We start from the raw sequence: 13,542 nt of genomic DNA on the forward strand, positions 1-13,542 counted from the left end.
GGATCATCAGGAATGCGACGATCGCGATCAGCCCGAGCACCACGCCGAGGAGGCGGTTGCCGAACTCGATGAAGCCGTGGATGCCCATCTCGGGCGTGTTCACCAGTGAGGCATCGGTGCACTTGGGCCAGGTCGGGCAGCCGAGGCCGCTGGAGGTCAGGCGGACCAGGCCGCCGGTGCCCACCAGGACGATCTGCCCGACGAGGTAGACCCAGCCGATCACCTTCAGCCGGGTGTCGACGCGGTCGGGCAGCCAGGCGATGATGCGCTTCATGTCTTCCTTGGGGCTTTCTCAGTGTGAATCGGATACTCGGCCAACGCGCAGGGCGCGTCTCTACTTTTACCGGCCCGCACCTGTAGAATCGATGGGTTCGAGAACGCGCGCTCCCTGTGCGCGTGACCGCACTGCGCCCCTGCCGAGAACGGCAGTCCGACGCAGGGCGGCCGGGGCACAGTCGCCCGTCGTCCTCGATCATTTTAGGTACGCACACCAGCCACCCGCACCATCAGGACGCCCGAACGGCAGGCGCATGCCGTCCGTCCGGGAGGAATGAGCCGGACTGATATCCGGTTACGAGTGGTAGGAAACGAGGTAGATATGTCAGACATCCTGATCGACCGGCCAGAACTCGCCAGCCTGGGGCAGTACGAGTTCGGCTGGGCCGACTCCGACGCGGCGGGCTCGTCCGCGCGTCGCGGCATCTCCCCACAGGTGGTGAAAGACATCTCGGACCTGAAGGGCGAGCCGGAGTGGATGCTCCAGCGCCGCCTGAAGGCGCTCCAGCTCTTCGAGCGCAAGCCGATGCCCACCTGGGGCGCCGACCTGTCGGAGATCGACTTCGACAACATCAAGTACTTCGTCCGCTCGACGGAGAAGCAGGCCCAGAGCTGGGAGGACCTGCCGGAGGACATCCGCAACACGTACGAGAAGCTCGGCATCCCGGAGGCGGAGCGTCAGCGCCTCGTGGCCGGCGTCGCCGCGCAGTACGAGTCCGAGGTGGTGTACCACCAGATCCGCGAGGACCTCGAGCAGCAGGGCGTCATCTTCCTCGACACCGACACCGCGCTCAAGGAGCACCCCGAGATCTTCGAGGAGTACTTCGGCACCGTCATCCCGTCGGGCGACAACAAGTTCGCCGCGCTGAACACCGCCGTGTGGTCGGGCGGCTCCTTCGTGTACGTGCCCAAGGGCGTCCACGTCGAGATCCCGCTCCAGGCCTACTTCCGCATCAACACGGAGAACATGGGCCAGTTCGAGCGCACGCTGATCATCGCCGACGAGGGCAGCTACGTCCACTACATCGAGGGCTGCACCGCCCCGATCTACAAGTCGGACTCGCTCCACTCGGCGGTCGTGGAGATCATCGTCAAGAAGAACGCCCGCGTTCGCTACACGACGATCCAGAACTGGTCGAACAACGTCTACAACCTCGTCACCAAGCGGGCCACCGCGGCCGAGGGCGCGACGATGGAGTGGATCGACGGCAACATCGGCTCCAAGGTGACGATGAAGTACCCGTCGATCTACCTCATGGGCGAGCACGCCAAGGGCGAGACGCTCTCCGTGGCCTTCGCGGGCCCGGGCCAGCACCAGGACGCCGGCGCCAAGATGATCCACATGGCGCCGTACACGCAGTCGTCGATCGTCTCCAAGTCGATCGCGCGAGGCGGCGGCCGCGCCGGCTACCGCGGCGAGGTCCGCGTCGACGCCAACGCGCACCACGCGGCGAACACCGTGCGCTGCGACGCTCTGCTGGTCGACAGCATCTCCCGCTCCGACACCTACCCGGCGATCGACATCCGGGTGGACGACGTGCAGCTCGGCCACGAGGCCACCGTCTCGCGCGTCAGCGAGGAGCAGCTCTTCTACCTGATGTCCCGGGGCATGCCGGAGGACGAGGCGATGGCCATGATCGTCCGCGGCTTCATCGAGCCGATCGCTCGTGAGCTCCCGATGGAATACGCACTCGAACTCAACAAGCTCATCGAGATGGGCATGGAAGGCTCTGTCGGCTGATATGACGTCCAGCACCCCCACGATCGACCAGACGGCGGTCGCGCCCTCCCACATGCGCGCCCCCGTGCCCGTCCAGACCCGTTCCGAGCGCTTCACCTCGACCGACGTCACCGCCTTCCCGGCGGTGACCGGCCGCGAGGTCATGTGGAAGTACACCCCGGTGGCCCGCCTGAGCGAGCTGCTCACGGGTGAGCTCGACGGCTCCGCGTACGCCTACGACACCGTCGAGGCGCCCGGCGTGACCACGTCGTGGATCGCCCGCGACGACGCCCGCATCGGCACCGCCGGCCTCCCCGAGGACCGCGTCTCCGCGAACGCGTGGAGCAGCTTCGAGCAGGCGCTCCTCATCGGCTTCGCCGGAACCGACGGCACCGAGGCGACGATCACCCGTTCCACGCTCGGCAGCGGCCCCCGCGGCGCGCACACCGTGGTCGAGATCGCCCCCGGCGCCCGCGGCACGCTCATCCTGCAGAACCGCGGATCGGCCCACCTCGCCGAGAACGTCGAGTTCCTCGTCGGCGCGAACGCCGACGTGACCGTCGTCTCGGTGCAGGAGTGGGACGACGACGCCATCCACATCGCCGCGCACTTCGCCCGACTCGAGGAGGGCGCGCGCCTCAAGCACGTCGCCGTCACCCTCGGCGGCTCCGTCGTGCGGCTCAACCCGTCGGCGCACCTCGCCGGCGCGCGGTCCGACGCCGAACTGCTCGGCGCCTACTTCGCCGACGCGCACCAGCACCTCGAGCAGCAGGTCTACGTGCACCACGACGGCGCGGAGACCCGCAGCCGCGTCACCTACAAGGGTGCGCTGCAGGGCGAGGGCGCGCGCACGGTGTGGATCGGCGACGTGCTGATCGGCCCGAAGGCCGTCGGCACCGACACCTACGAGCAGAACCGCAACCTCGTCCTCACGGACGGCGCCCGCGCCGACTCCGTCCCGAACCTCGAGATCGAGACCGGCGACATCGTCGGTGCCGGCCACGCCAGCGCCACCGGCCGGTTCGACGACGAGCAGCTCTTCTACCTCCAGTCCCGCGGGATCACCGAGGAGGAGGCGCGCCGACTGGTCGTGCGCGGCTTCCTGTTCGAGATCGTCCAGCAGATCGGCTCGCCCGCCCTGCAGGAGCACCTCCAGACGGCGATCGAGGCGGAGCTGACGGCGTCCGTCGTGGCGGCCGGCTGATGGCCGCGTCGCGCGTGCTCGCCGTGGCGGAGCTGGTGGAGAACCAGGCCTCCCGCGTCGTCGTCGACGGCGTGCCCATCGCGGTGGTCAAGGACTCCGCGGGCGACGTCCATGCGATCGGCGACACCTGCACCCACGGCGAGATCTCGCTGTCCGAGGGCTTCGTCGAGGGGGAGACCCTCGAGTGCTGGGCGCACGGCTCCCAGTTCTCGCTCCTCACCGGCAAGCCCCTCAACCTCCCGGCGTACGAGCCCGTCCCCGTCTACGCGGTCGAGCTGATCGACGGCGACGTCTTCATCGACCCGAACGTTACGAAAGAGATTTGAACACCATGTCTGTCCTCGAGATCCGCGACCTGCACGTCACCGTCGAAACGGACCAGGGAACCAAGCCCATCCTCAACGGCGTCGACCTGACCATCCGCGAGGGCGAGATCCACGCGATCATGGGCCCCAACGGTTCGGGCAAGTCCACCCTGGCCTACACGATCGCCGGCCACCCCAAGTACACCGTCACCGGCGGGAGCATCACGCTCGACGGTGAGGACGTGCTGGCGATGACCGTCGACGAGCGCGCCCGCGCCGGCCTCTTCCTCGCCATGCAGTACCCCGTGGAGATCCCCGGCGTCACCAACACCAACTTCCTCCGCACCGCCAAGACCGCCATCGACGGCCAGGCGCCCGCGATCCGCACCTGGGTCAAGGACGTCCGCGAGAGCATGGCCGCGCTGCGCATGGACTCGTCGTTCGCCGAGCGCAACGTCAACGAGGGCTTCTCGGGCGGTGAGAAGAAGCGCAACGAGATCCTCCAGCTCGAGCTGCTCAAGCCGAAGTTCGCAGTCCTCGACGAGACCGACTCCGGCCTCGACGTCGACGCGCTGAAGATCGTGTCGGAGGGCGTCAACCGCGCCAAGGCCAACACCGGTCTCGGCATCCTGCTCATCACGCACTACACGCGCATCCTCCGCTACATCAAGCCGGACTTCGTGCACGTGTTCGTCGCCGGCCGCGTGGCCGAGCAGGGCGGCCCGGAGCTCGCCGACCGACTCGAGGAAGAGGGCTACGACCGCTACGTCGACGCCCCCGAGTCCGCCAGCGCCACCGCGGGCGACCTGGCCGAGGCGTAGGCTCCCACCATGGTCGCCACGCTCAGCCCGGCCCTCTTCGACCAGGTCGAAGAGGCGCTGAAGAACGTCATGGATCCCGAGCTCGGGATCAACGTCGTCGACCTCGGCCTGATCTACGATCTGGGCTGGGACGACGAGAACGACGCCCTCATCATCTCGATGACGCTGACGAGCGCCGGCTGCCCCCTCACCGATGTGCTGGAGGAGCAGACCGCCGAGTCGCTCGACGGCATCGTCGAGGCGTTCCGCATCAACTGGGTGTGGATGCCGCCGTGGGGGCCGGAGCGGATCACCGACGACGGCCGCGACATGATGCGCGCGCTCGGCTTCGCCATCTGATCCGCACCACACAACAACACCTCCATCCGTCCCGGACCTCGCGGTCCGGGGCGGATGATTTCTGAAAGAGAAGGATTCATCGTGCTCAGCGTCCAGGGCCTCGAACTGCGCGTCGGCGCCCGCCTCCTGATGGAGGATGTCAGCTTCCGCGTCGCCGACGGCGACAAGATCGGCCTCGTCGGCCGCAACGGGGCCGGCAAGACCACCCTGACGAAGGTGCTGGCCGGTGATCTGCTGCCGACGGCGGGCAAGGTCGACCGCAGCGGGGAGCTCGGCTACCTGCCGCAGGACCCGCGCTCGGGCAACCTCGACGACCTGGCGCGCACGCGCATCCTCGACGCCCGCGGCCTCGGGTCGATCGTGCTCGGGATGCAGCAGTCGACCCTCGACATGGCGAGCGACGACGCCGCGGTGTCGGCCGCGGCGATGAAGAAGTACGGCCGGCTCGAAGAGCAGTTCCACATGCTCGGCGGGTATGCGGCCGAGGCCGAGGCGGCGTCCATCGCCAGCAACCTCAACCTCCCGGACCGCATCCTGGACCAGCCGCTCAAGACCCTCTCGGGCGGTCAGCGCCGTCGTATCGAGCTGGCGCGCATCCTGTTCTCGGACGCGCGCACGATGATCCTCGACGAGCCGACCAACCACCTCGATGCCGACTCGGTCGTCTGGCTGCGCGAGTTCCTGAAGGGCTACTCCGGCGGCTTCATCGTGATCTCGCACGACGTCGAGCTCGTGGGGGAGACCGTCAACCGCGTCTTCTACCTGGACGCGAACCGCCAGGTCATCGACATCTACAACATGGGCTGGAAGAACTACCAGCGCCAGCGCGCCGCCGACGAGGAGCGCCGCAAGAAGGAGCGCGCCAACGCCGAGAAGAAGGCCAGCGCGCTGCAGCTCCAGGCCGCGAAGTTCGGGGCCAAGGCCACCAAGGCGGCGGCCGCCCACCAGATGGTGGCGCGCGCCGAGAAGCTGCTGTCGGGACTCGACGAGGTGCGTCAGGTCGACCGCGTGGCGAAGCTGCGCTTCCCGACCCCGGCCGCCTGCGGTCGGACCCCGCTCACGGCCTCCGACCTGTCGAAGAGCTACGGCTCGCTCGAGATTTTCACGGCCGTCGACCTCGCGATCGACCGCGGCGCGAAGGTCGTCGTGCTCGGGCTGAACGGTGCGGGCAAGACCACGCTGCTCCGGATGCTCGCGGGCGTCGACAAGCCGGACACCGGCCAGGTCGAGCCGGGCCACGGGCTCCGCATCGGCTACTACGCGCAGGAGCACGAGACGATCGACGTCGAGCGCTCGGTGCTGCAGAACATGGTGTCGTCGTCGCCGAACCTGACCGAGACCGAGGCCCGGAAGGTGCTCGGTTCGTTCCTGTTCACCGGCGACGATGCGCACAAGCCGGCGGGAGTGCTCTCCGGTGGCGAGAAGACGCGTCTCGCGCTGGCGATGATCGTCGTCTCGGGCGCCAACGTGCTGCTGCTCGACGAGCCGACCAACAACCTCGACCCCGCGAGCCGCGACGAGATCCTCGACGCCCTGGCGCACTACGAGGGCGCGGTCGTGCTGGTGAGCCACGACGAGGGCGCCGTGGAGGCGCTGAACCCCGAGCGCGTCCTCATCCTCCCCGACGGCGTCGAGGACCACTGGAACAAGGACTACCTCGACCTCATCTCGCTGGCCTAGCCCCGCAACGATTTGTGCCAAATGTCGACTCTGAGACGCTCAGAGTCGACATTTGGCACAAATCGCACGGGTGGGTGCGGGGAAGGGTCAGCGCGAGGAGGCGTCGAGGAGCTCGTCCTCGACGTCGGAGTCGGTGCGCTTGAGCGCCCGCTTGCGGTCGCGCTCGGCGGCGCGCGCCTTCTCGGCGGGGTCGTTCTCGTTGAGCTTGCGGTACTCCGTGCGCAGCGCGTAGCCGAGGCCGAAGAAGCCGATGAGCGCGAAGATGATCCACTGGATCATGTACGACCAGTGCAGCCCCTCGTCCTGCGTGGGCGGCTCCGTGACCGTGGGGGTGGGCGCGGATGCCGGGGCGGGCGTTTCGCGGTCCAGGAGGCCGTACGCGCCCGTGTAGACGGCATCCGTGTCCATCTTCTGCTTCACGACGGAGAGCTGGATGGTGCCGACCTGGCGCCCGACGGCCGTGCGCCCGTCGATGGCCGGCTCGCTGGCCTTCAGCCGCGCGACCACGGTGACCGTCCCGGACGGGGGAGCGGGGACGTGGTCGGGGTCGTCGGAGTCGTTGCCGGTCGGCACCCAGCCGCGGTCGACGATGAAGAGCGACCCGTCGGCGGTGCGCAGCGGCGTCAGGACCTCGAAGCCCGGGTTGCCGTTGAACGGGCGGTTGCGCGCGAGGAGCTGCTGGTCGGCCTCGTAGGTGCCGGTCACCGTGACGCGCGTCCACTCCTGGCTCTTCGAGTACGACGTGAGGGTCGGGAGCTCGCTGGTGAGCGGCACCGGCTTCGAGTCGAAGTTCTGGGAGATCAGGGCGTTCGCGGCCGCGGCCTCCTTGCTGCGCGCGAGCTGCCAGTTGGAGAGGAACCCGCAGGCGATCGCGAAGGCGATCGCGAAGGCGAGGTAGCCGAGCCAGCGCTTCGAGAAGGCGAACTTCCAGCCGCCGCCGTTCCCGCCGCTCACGCGGTCGTCCGCTCGCTCGCGGCGGCGCTCGCCTCGTCCACGGGCTTCACGGCCACCGGGAACTCCCGCGCCGCCAGGAACTCCCGCAGGAACTCCTCGTGCTCGTCGCACGCCAGCCAGACCTTCACGCGGTCGGCGGTGTGGATCTTGGGGTTGCGCCATTCGATGCGCCAGGTCGCCGTCTCACGGCATCCCGCGCGCGAGCACGTCAGAGGATCCGGCTCTCCGAGTCCGATCACTGGCCCTCCTGCTTCGGGTCCCCGCCGCCGGCCGGCGGAGGTGTCATGGGAAGGATATTGCCCGGACGCTGGGCTTCTCCTCGACGCGGGTCGGCGTGGACGTTCGCGAGGACCACGGCGATGTACGGGAGGAAGACCGCCGCGATGATCGGCACGGCCGCCCACCAGCCCGGAACCAGCACCGCCACGATCAGGCAGACGACGCGGACGCCCATCGCCACCGAGTATCTGATCATCCGGTGATGCCGTTCCTCGTCGGGCGAGAGGCCGAGGTTCGTGATCGTGGGGCGTGTGGTCTTCATGAGGATTCCCCTCAAGCGTACGTCCATAGACTGGTACCCGTTCGATTCGAGAGGAAATCACCACATGACCACGCAGCGCACCGTGCTCGTCACCGGCGGAAACCGCGGGATCGGCTACGCGATCGCCGAGGAGTTCGTGGCCCAGGGCCACCGCGTCGCCGTCACCGCCCGGTCGGGCGAGGGCCCGGAGGGAGCGCTCACCGTGCGCGCGGATGTGACCGACACCGCGTCGATCGACGCGGCGTTCACCGAGATCGAGGAGAAGCTCGGCCCGGTGGAGGTCGTCGTGGCGAACGCCGGCATCACCAAGGACACCCTCCTGATGCGCATGACGGACGAGGAGTTCGACAGCGTCATCGAGACCAACCTCGGCGGCGCCTTCCGGGTCGTGAAGCGTGCCAACAAGGGCATGCTGAAGGCTCGCTTCGGCCGCATCGTCCTGATCTCGAGCGTCGTCGGCCTGTTCGGCGGCGCCGGCCAGGTCAACTACGCGTCGTCCAAGGCCGGACTGGTGGGCATGGCGCGGTCGATCACGCGCGAGCTGGGCGCCCGCGGCATCACGGCGAACGTCGTCGCGCCCGGCTTCATCGAGACGGACATGACGGCCGCCCTGCCCGAGACGCAGCAGGCCGAGTACAAGAAGAGCATCCCCGCCGGCCGCTTCGCGTCGCCGAGCGAGGTCGCGAAGGTCGTCGCGTGGGTCGCGGGCGACGACGCCGGCTACATCTCCGGCGCGGTCATCCCGGTCGACGGCGGCCTGGGGATGGGGCACTAGCCGCTCGCGCTCGCGACCGGAGCTCCGGTCCCGGACCACGACACGCCGCTCAGATCGCCGTTCGTACGGTGATCCGAGCGGCGTTGTGGGTTCCGACCGGAATCGCCAGCCGCCCGCTCAGCCGCGGAGGGCGAGGAGGGGGAGGACCTGGGAGAGGTCCTGGCGGTCGATGACGAGGTCGGCCTCGGCGCGCACGCGGGGCTTGGCGTTGAAGGCGATGGCGAGGCCGGCCTCCGCCATCATCAGGAGGTCGTTGGCGCCGTCCCCGATCGCGACCGTGCGGCGCAGCGGCACGCCGGCGGCGCGCGCCCACTCGGTGAGGGCCTCGGCCTTGGCCGCGGCGTCGACGATCGGGCCCTCCACCTCGCCGGTGAGCGCGCCGTCGCGCACCGCGAGCCGGTTCGCGCGCCAGTGGTCGAGGCCGAGCCGGGCGCCGAGCGGGTCGAGCAGCTCGTGGAAGCCGCCGGAGACCACGCCGACGCGCCCGCCCACGGCGTGCACCCCGGCGATCAGTTCGGGCACGCCGTCGGTCACGCGGATGCGCGCGCCGACGCGCTCGAACACCGACACCGGCAGCCCGGCGAGGGCGCGGACGCGCTCGCGCAGGCTCTGGGCGAAGTCGAGCTCGCCGCGCATCGCGCGCTCGGTGATCTCGGCGACCTCGGTGCGGGCGCCCGCCTCCTCGGCGAGCAGCTCGATCACCTCGTCGTGGATGAGGGTCGAGTCCGCGTCGAGCACGACGACGAACCGTGGAGGATTCTCAGAAAGCGACTGCTGGGGGGCCGGGTGTTGTGTGCGTGCGGACGTCATGGAACGACGTGGACTCCCTTGCCGACGACGGTGATCCCGGATTCCGTGACGGTGAAGCCGCGTGCGCGGTCCCTGGCCGGGTCCACGCCGATGCTCGCGCCCTCGGCGACCACGACGTCCTTGTCCAGGATGGCGCGGCCGACGAACGCGTTCGGCTCGATGACGGCGCGCTCGAACACGACCGAGTCGACGACCTTGGCGCCGGAGTCGACCTTCGCCCACGGGCCGAGCACGCTGCGCTCCAGGTGGGCGCCCGAGATCACGGAACCGAGCGAGACGATCGAGTCGATCGTGGTGCCCAGGGCGCCGCGCCCGTCGCGCACGATCTTCGCGGGCGGCGAGTTGAGCACCTGGCTGAAGATCGGCCACTCGCGGTTGTAGAGGTTGAAGACGGGGAGCGCGGAGATGAGGTCCTGGTGGGCCTCGAAGAACGAGTCGATCGTCCCGACGTCGCGCCAGTAGTACCGGTCGCGATCCGTCGAGCCGGGGAGGTCGTTGCGGCTGAAGTCGTAGACGGCCGCCTCGCCGCGCGCCACGAAGTCCGGGATGATGTCGCCGCCCATGTCGTGGTTGGAGTCGGGGCGGTCGCCGTCGCGGATCACCGCGTCGATGAGGGCGTCGGCGTCGAAGACGTAGTTGCCCATGGAGGCGAGCACCTCGTCGGGCGAGTCGGGCAGCCCCACCGGGTCGCTCGGCTTCTCGCGGAACGCGGCGATGTGCTCGGGATGCGCGGCATCCACCTCGATCACGCCGAACTGGTCGGCGAGGGAGATCGGCTGGCGGATGGCGGCGACGGTGGCCGCGGCGCCCGAGTCGATGTGCGCCTGGATCATCTGGGCGAAGTCCATCCGGTACACGTGGTCGGCGCCGACCACGACGACGATGTCGGGCTTCTCGTCGCGGAGCAGGTTGAGGCTCTGCAGGATGGCGTCGGCCGAGCCGCTGAACCAGCGCTTGCCCAGGCGCTGCTGCGCGGGCACGGACGCGATGTACGAGTTGAGCATGCCGTCGAGCCGCCAGGTCTGCGACACGTGCCGGTCGAGGCTGTGCGACTTGTACTGGGTGAGCACGACGATCTGGCGCAGCTGGGAGTTGATGAGGTTCGAGAGTGCGAAGTCGATGAGCCGGTACTGTCCGCCGAACGGAACGGCGGGCTTGGCCCGGTCGGCCGTCAACGGCATCAGCCGCTTGCCCTCCCCGCCCGCGAGTACGATGCCGAAGATCTTCCTGCCTGCTGCCATGCCACCACAGTAGAGGCAACCGGAGGGCTGTACTAGCGTTCAGGACATGCGCGTTGATCTTCTGACCCGGGAGTACCCGCCGGACATCTACGGCGGCGCCGGGGTGCACGTGACCGAACTGGTGCGCGCACTGCGCGCGGACATCGAGGTGGTGGTGCGCTGCTTCGGCGAGCCCCGCGATGCCCCGGACACGGTCGCGTACCGTGTGCCGGCCGAGCTGCGGGAGGCCAACGGTGCGCTCGCGACGCTCGGCGTCGACCTGCAGATGGCGCAGGACTGCGGGGGAGCCGACGTGGTGCACTCGCACACCTGGTACGCCAACGCGGGCGGCCACCTCGCCAAGCTGCTGCACGACGTGCCGCACGTCGTCACGGCGCACAGCCTCGAGCCGCTGCGGCCGTGGAAGGCCGAGCAGCTCGGCGGCGGGTACCGCGTGTCGAGCTGGGCCGAGAAGACCGCGTTCGAGTCGGCCGACACGGTCATCGCGGTGAGCGAGGGGATGCGCCGCGACATCCTGAACGCGTACCCGTCGCTCGATCCCGGGCGTGTCACGGTCGTCTACAACGGCATCGATCTCGAGCGCTGGACGCCGATCTCGGACGACGAGCGCGCCCGCGCGCTGGGCATCGACCCGACGCGGCCCGCGGTGGTCTTCGTCGGGCGCATCACGCGCCAGAAGGGCCTCCCGTACCTGCTGCGCGCGGCCCGTCTGCTGCCCGCCAACGTGCAGCTCGTGCTCTGCGCGGGCGCGCCGGACACGCCCGAGATCCTCGCCGAGGTGAGCGGGCTCGTCGAGCGGCTGCAGTCCGAGCGCGACGGCGTGGTGTGGATCGACCGGCTGCTCTCGAACGAGGAGCTGCGGGTGGCGCTGACCGCCTCCACGGTCTTCGTCTGCCCGTCGATCTACGAACCGCTCGGGATCGTGAACCTGGAGGCGATGGCGTGCGGGCTGCCCGTCGTGGGCACCGCGACCGGCGGCATCCCCGAGGTGATCGTGGACGGCGTCACCGGTCGCCTGGTGCCGATCGAGCAGCTGCAGGACGGCACGGGCACGCCGACGGACCCGGAGGCGTTCGTGCGCGATCTCGCGGCGGCGCTGACGGAGGTCGTGAGCGATCCGGAGCGCGCCGCCCGCTGGGGCGAGGCGGGCCGGCAGCGCGCGGAGACGTCGTTCAGCTGGTCGGCCATCGCCGAGCAGACGCGCGACGTCTACCGGTCGGTGAGCTAGCGCCGAGTGGGTAGGCTAGGAGGCATGGCCAGCAGCGTTCTCCAGCTCTCAGACGTGTCCGTGACCCGGGACGGCACCGCCGTCCTCCAAGGCGTCGACTGGACCGTGGAGCCGGACGAGCGCTGGGTGGTGCTCGGCCCGAACGGCGCGGGCAAGACCACGCTGCTGCAGATCGCGGCCGCGGCGCTGCACCCGTCCTCCGGCGAGGCGATCGTGCTCGGCGAGACGCTCGGGCAGAGCGACCTCGCGGAGCTGCGTCCGCTGCTCGGCTTCGCGTCGAGCGCACTCGCCCGCCGCATCCCGCGGAACGAGACCGTGCTCGACGTCGTCATGACCGCCGCCTACGCCGTCACCGGCCGCTGGAACGAGCTCTACGAGGAGATCGACGAGCGCCGCGCCCTGCGCGTGCTTGCCGAGTGGCGCCTCGAGCACCTCGCCAAGCGCACCTTCGGCAGCCTGAGCGACGGCGAGCAGAAGCGCGTGCAGATCGCCCGGTCGGTCATGACCGATCCCGAGATCCTGCTGCTCGACGAGCCGGCCGCGAGCCTCGACCTCGGCGGACGCGAGGAGCTCGTGCAGCTGCTCGGCGGCTACGCCAGCGACGCCAAGTCGCCCGCCATCGTGATGGTCACCCACCACGTGGAGGAGATCCCGCTCGGCTTCAACCGCGCGCTCCTGCTGAAGGACGGCCGGGTCACCGCGCACGGCCCGATCGGCGAGGTGCTGACGAGCGAGAGCCTGAGCGAGACCTTCGGTCTCGACATCGAACTCGTCGAGAGCGACGGCCGCTACACCGCCCGGGCGCGTCAGGCGACCGCGGGCTGAGTCATCTGCTAAACTCGATAGCTGGCTCCCGAGTCATTCTGCCTCGTGGCGGCCGAGAGCTTTCCGCCCGTGCCTCTGGCGTGCGGGCCTGACCGACCGAAACCAACGCAACAAGGAAGTCCTGATGAAGACTGGCATCCACCCCGACTACGCTCCGGTTGTTTTCCGCGACCTGGCCTCGGGTGCGACGTTCCTCACCCGTTCCACCGTCTCGAGCGAGAAGACGATCGAGTGGGAGGACGGCAACAGCTACCCGGTGATCGACGTCGAGATCTCGTCCGAGTCGCACCCGTTCTACACCGGCAAGCAGCGCATCCTCGACTCGGCCGGCCGCGTCGAGAAGTTCAACTCGCGCTACAAGAACTTCGGCAAGTAGTCCGCACGGCTCCGGCCGTCGCGACCGTGAGAGGCCCCCGTCGTACGACGGGGGCCTCTTCGTGTCGATCCGGTGGGATGCGGTTCAGTAGTTGTTGTAGTTGGCGGCGGCGACACCCAGCGACGCGATGATGATGATCGTGAGGATGATGGTGAGCACGACCTCCACGAGGCCGATGATGACGGCGGCGATGGCGAGGCCGCGGCCCTGCTCGCCGGTCCGCTTGATCTGCGACAGGGCGACGAAGCCCAGGATCGCGCCGACGATGCTGACGAAGAACGCGAGGATGAACCCCACGATCGCCATCGTGTTGTAGCCCGGCTGCGCGGGCGGGGCGGCGGCGTACTGCGGCTGCTGCTGCGGCGGGAGAGGCTGCGGGTTCAGGTTGGGATCGCTCATGCCGACGACACTAGCGTCGCCGCCCGCGGGGGAGAACCCCCAGCCTGG

General features: G+C 69.3%; 16 protein-coding genes and 1 pseudogene. 10 read left to right on the plus strand and 7 right to left on the minus strand.

Features of this window, described 5'->3' with window-relative positions:
* Nucleotides 1-274, minus strand: a pseudogene (locus BGO91_RS09185) (COX15/CtaA family protein); the annotation flags it as partial.
* A gap of 324 nt (nucleotides 275-598) precedes the next feature.
* Here BGO91_RS09185 and sufB point away from each other — a divergent pair.
* From sufB to BGO91_RS09215, 6 genes are all read left to right on the plus strand, one after another.
* Nucleotides 599-2,017, plus strand: coding sequence for a Fe-S cluster assembly protein SufB (gene sufB, locus BGO91_RS09190; protein ID WP_290472467.1), 1,419 nt, complete (start codon nucleotides 599-601; stop codon nucleotides 2,015-2,017).
* Between the two features lies 1 nt (nucleotide 2,018).
* Entirely contained in the window at nucleotides 2,019-3,200 is a 1,182-nt protein-coding gene (gene sufD / locus BGO91_RS09195) for a Fe-S cluster assembly protein SufD (protein ID WP_290472468.1), read from the plus strand.
* Complete coding sequence (locus BGO91_RS09200; RefSeq protein ID WP_021764440.1) at nucleotides 3,200-3,526, plus strand: non-heme iron oxygenase ferredoxin subunit; 327 nt, start codon at nucleotides 3,200-3,202, stop codon at nucleotides 3,524-3,526. The genes sufD and BGO91_RS09200 overlap by 1 nt, the downstream gene beginning before the upstream one ends.
* Nucleotides 3,527-3,531: 5 nt before the next feature.
* Nucleotides 3,532-4,326 (plus strand): Fe-S cluster assembly ATPase SufC, encoded by a 795-nt coding sequence (sufC, locus tag BGO91_RS09205; protein ID WP_021764439.1) that lies wholly within the window; start codon nucleotides 3,532-3,534, stop codon nucleotides 4,324-4,326.
* Nucleotides 4,327-4,335: 9 nt separating this feature from the next.
* On the plus strand, nucleotides 4,336-4,665 hold the full coding sequence (locus tag BGO91_RS09210; protein ID WP_021764438.1) for a metal-sulfur cluster assembly factor: 330 nt from the start codon (nucleotides 4,336-4,338) through the stop codon (nucleotides 4,663-4,665).
* 81 nt (nucleotides 4,666-4,746) lie between these two features.
* Entirely contained in the window at nucleotides 4,747-6,345 is a 1,599-nt protein-coding gene (locus BGO91_RS09215) for an ABC-F family ATP-binding cassette domain-containing protein (RefSeq protein ID WP_290472469.1), read from the plus strand.
* An 87-nt stretch (nucleotides 6,346-6,432) separates the two neighbouring features.
* On the opposite strand, the gene BGO91_RS09220 is transcribed toward BGO91_RS09215, so the two are convergent.
* Genes BGO91_RS09220 through BGO91_RS09230 form a run of 3 tightly spaced genes read right to left on the minus strand, consistent with a single transcriptional unit; the run spans nucleotide 6,433 to nucleotide 7,840 of the window.
* A complete protein-coding gene (locus tag BGO91_RS09220) occupies nucleotides 6,433-7,299 on the minus strand; it encodes an SURF1 family protein (protein WP_290472470.1) in 867 nt (288 codons plus the stop codon).
* Nucleotides 7,296-7,538 carry a hypothetical protein gene (locus BGO91_RS09225; RefSeq protein ID WP_290472471.1) on the minus strand — a complete coding sequence of 81 codons (243 nt, stop codon included), beginning with the start codon at nucleotides 7,536-7,538 and terminating at the stop codon, nucleotides 7,296-7,298. The genes BGO91_RS09220 and BGO91_RS09225 overlap by 4 nt, the downstream gene beginning before the upstream one ends.
* Nucleotides 7,535-7,840, minus strand: a complete 306-nt coding sequence (locus BGO91_RS09230) for a DUF3099 domain-containing protein (protein WP_290472472.1) — start codon at nucleotides 7,838-7,840, stop codon at nucleotides 7,535-7,537. The genes BGO91_RS09225 and BGO91_RS09230 overlap by 4 nt, the downstream gene beginning before the upstream one ends.
* A gap of 64 nt (nucleotides 7,841-7,904) precedes the next feature.
* On the opposite strand from BGO91_RS09230, the gene fabG reads away from it, so the two are divergent.
* Nucleotides 7,905-8,615: a 3-oxoacyl-ACP reductase FabG gene (fabG, locus tag BGO91_RS09235; RefSeq protein ID WP_290472473.1), complete on the plus strand. Its 711-nt coding sequence runs from the start codon at nucleotides 7,905-7,907 to the stop codon at nucleotides 8,613-8,615.
* 117 nt (nucleotides 8,616-8,732) lie between these two features.
* Here fabG and serB read toward each other — a convergent pair whose 3' ends face one another.
* Together serB and glgC are read right to left on the minus strand one after the other, a co-directional pair.
* Complete coding sequence (serB, locus tag BGO91_RS09240; protein ID WP_290472474.1) at nucleotides 8,733-9,425, minus strand: phosphoserine phosphatase SerB; 693 nt, start codon at nucleotides 9,423-9,425, stop codon at nucleotides 8,733-8,735.
* On the minus strand, nucleotides 9,422-10,666 hold the full coding sequence (gene glgC, locus BGO91_RS09245) for a glucose-1-phosphate adenylyltransferase (RefSeq protein ID WP_290472475.1): 1,245 nt from the start codon (nucleotides 10,664-10,666) through the stop codon (nucleotides 9,422-9,424). Before glgC ends, serB begins: the two co-directional genes overlap by 4 nt.
* 46 nt (nucleotides 10,667-10,712) lie before the next feature.
* On the opposite strand from glgC, the gene glgA reads away from it, so the two are divergent.
* From glgA to BGO91_RS09260, 3 genes are all read left to right on the plus strand, one after another.
* Nucleotides 10,713-11,894, plus strand: a complete 1,182-nt coding sequence (gene glgA, locus BGO91_RS09250) for a glycogen synthase (protein ID WP_290472476.1) — start codon at nucleotides 10,713-10,715, stop codon at nucleotides 11,892-11,894.
* Nucleotides 11,895-11,918: 24 nt separating this feature from the next.
* A complete protein-coding gene (locus BGO91_RS09255; RefSeq protein WP_179702075.1) occupies nucleotides 11,919-12,719 on the plus strand; it encodes an ABC transporter ATP-binding protein in 801 nt (266 codons plus the stop codon).
* Between the two features lie 124 nt (nucleotides 12,720-12,843).
* Entirely contained in the window at nucleotides 12,844-13,095 is a 252-nt protein-coding gene (locus BGO91_RS09260) for a type B 50S ribosomal protein L31 (RefSeq protein WP_021764427.1), read from the plus strand.
* 84 nt (nucleotides 13,096-13,179) lie between these two features.
* Here the strand turns inward: BGO91_RS09260 and BGO91_RS09265 are convergent, their stop codons facing one another.
* On the minus strand, nucleotides 13,180-13,494 hold the full coding sequence (locus BGO91_RS09265) for a DUF4190 domain-containing protein (RefSeq protein ID WP_290472477.1): 315 nt from the start codon (nucleotides 13,492-13,494) through the stop codon (nucleotides 13,180-13,182).
* Nucleotides 13,495-13,542: the final 48 nt, after the last annotated feature.

This window comes from Leifsonia sp. 71-9, from assembly GCF_001898805.1.
Lineage (GTDB): Bacteria > Actinomycetota > Actinomycetes > Actinomycetales > Microbacteriaceae > Leifsonia.

What these genes read in the sequence shown, in the direction of transcription:
- sufB (WP_290472467.1), top strand. Translation starts at nt 599, where the DNA reads ATGTCAGACATCCTGATCGACCGGCCAGAACTCGCCAGCCTGGGGCAG.
- sufD (WP_290472468.1), top strand. Translation starts at nt 2,019, where the DNA reads ATGACGTCCAGCACCCCCACGATCGACCAGACGGCGGTCGCGCCCTCC.
- BGO91_RS09200 (WP_021764440.1), top strand. Translation starts at nt 3,200, where the DNA reads ATGGCCGCGTCGCGCGTGCTCGCCGTGGCGGAGCTGGTGGAGAACCAG.
- sufC (WP_021764439.1), top strand. Translation starts at nt 3,532, where the DNA reads ATGTCTGTCCTCGAGATCCGCGACCTGCACGTCACCGTCGAAACGGAC.
- BGO91_RS09210 (WP_021764438.1), top strand. Translation starts at nt 4,336, where the DNA reads ATGGTCGCCACGCTCAGCCCGGCCCTCTTCGACCAGGTCGAAGAGGCG.
- BGO91_RS09230 (WP_290472472.1), bottom strand. Translation starts at nt 7,840, where the DNA reads ATGAAGACCACACGCCCCACGATCACGAACCTCGGCCTCTCGCCCGAC.
- fabG (WP_290472473.1), top strand. Translation starts at nt 7,905, where the DNA reads ATGACCACGCAGCGCACCGTGCTCGTCACCGGCGGAAACCGCGGGATC.
- serB (WP_290472474.1), bottom strand. Translation starts at nt 9,425, where the DNA reads ATGACGTCCGCACGCACACAACACCCGGCCCCCCAGCAGTCGCTTTCT.
- glgC (WP_290472475.1), bottom strand. Translation starts at nt 10,666, where the DNA reads ATGGCAGCAGGCAGGAAGATCTTCGGCATCGTACTCGCGGGCGGGGAG.
- glgA (WP_290472476.1), top strand. Translation starts at nt 10,713, where the DNA reads ATGCGCGTTGATCTTCTGACCCGGGAGTACCCGCCGGACATCTACGGC.
- BGO91_RS09255 (WP_179702075.1), top strand. Translation starts at nt 11,919, where the DNA reads ATGGCCAGCAGCGTTCTCCAGCTCTCAGACGTGTCCGTGACCCGGGAC.
- BGO91_RS09260 (WP_021764427.1), top strand. Translation starts at nt 12,844, where the DNA reads ATGAAGACTGGCATCCACCCCGACTACGCTCCGGTTGTTTTCCGCGAC.
- BGO91_RS09265 (WP_290472477.1), bottom strand. Translation starts at nt 13,494, where the DNA reads ATGAGCGATCCCAACCTGAACCCGCAGCCTCTCCCGCCGCAGCAGCAG.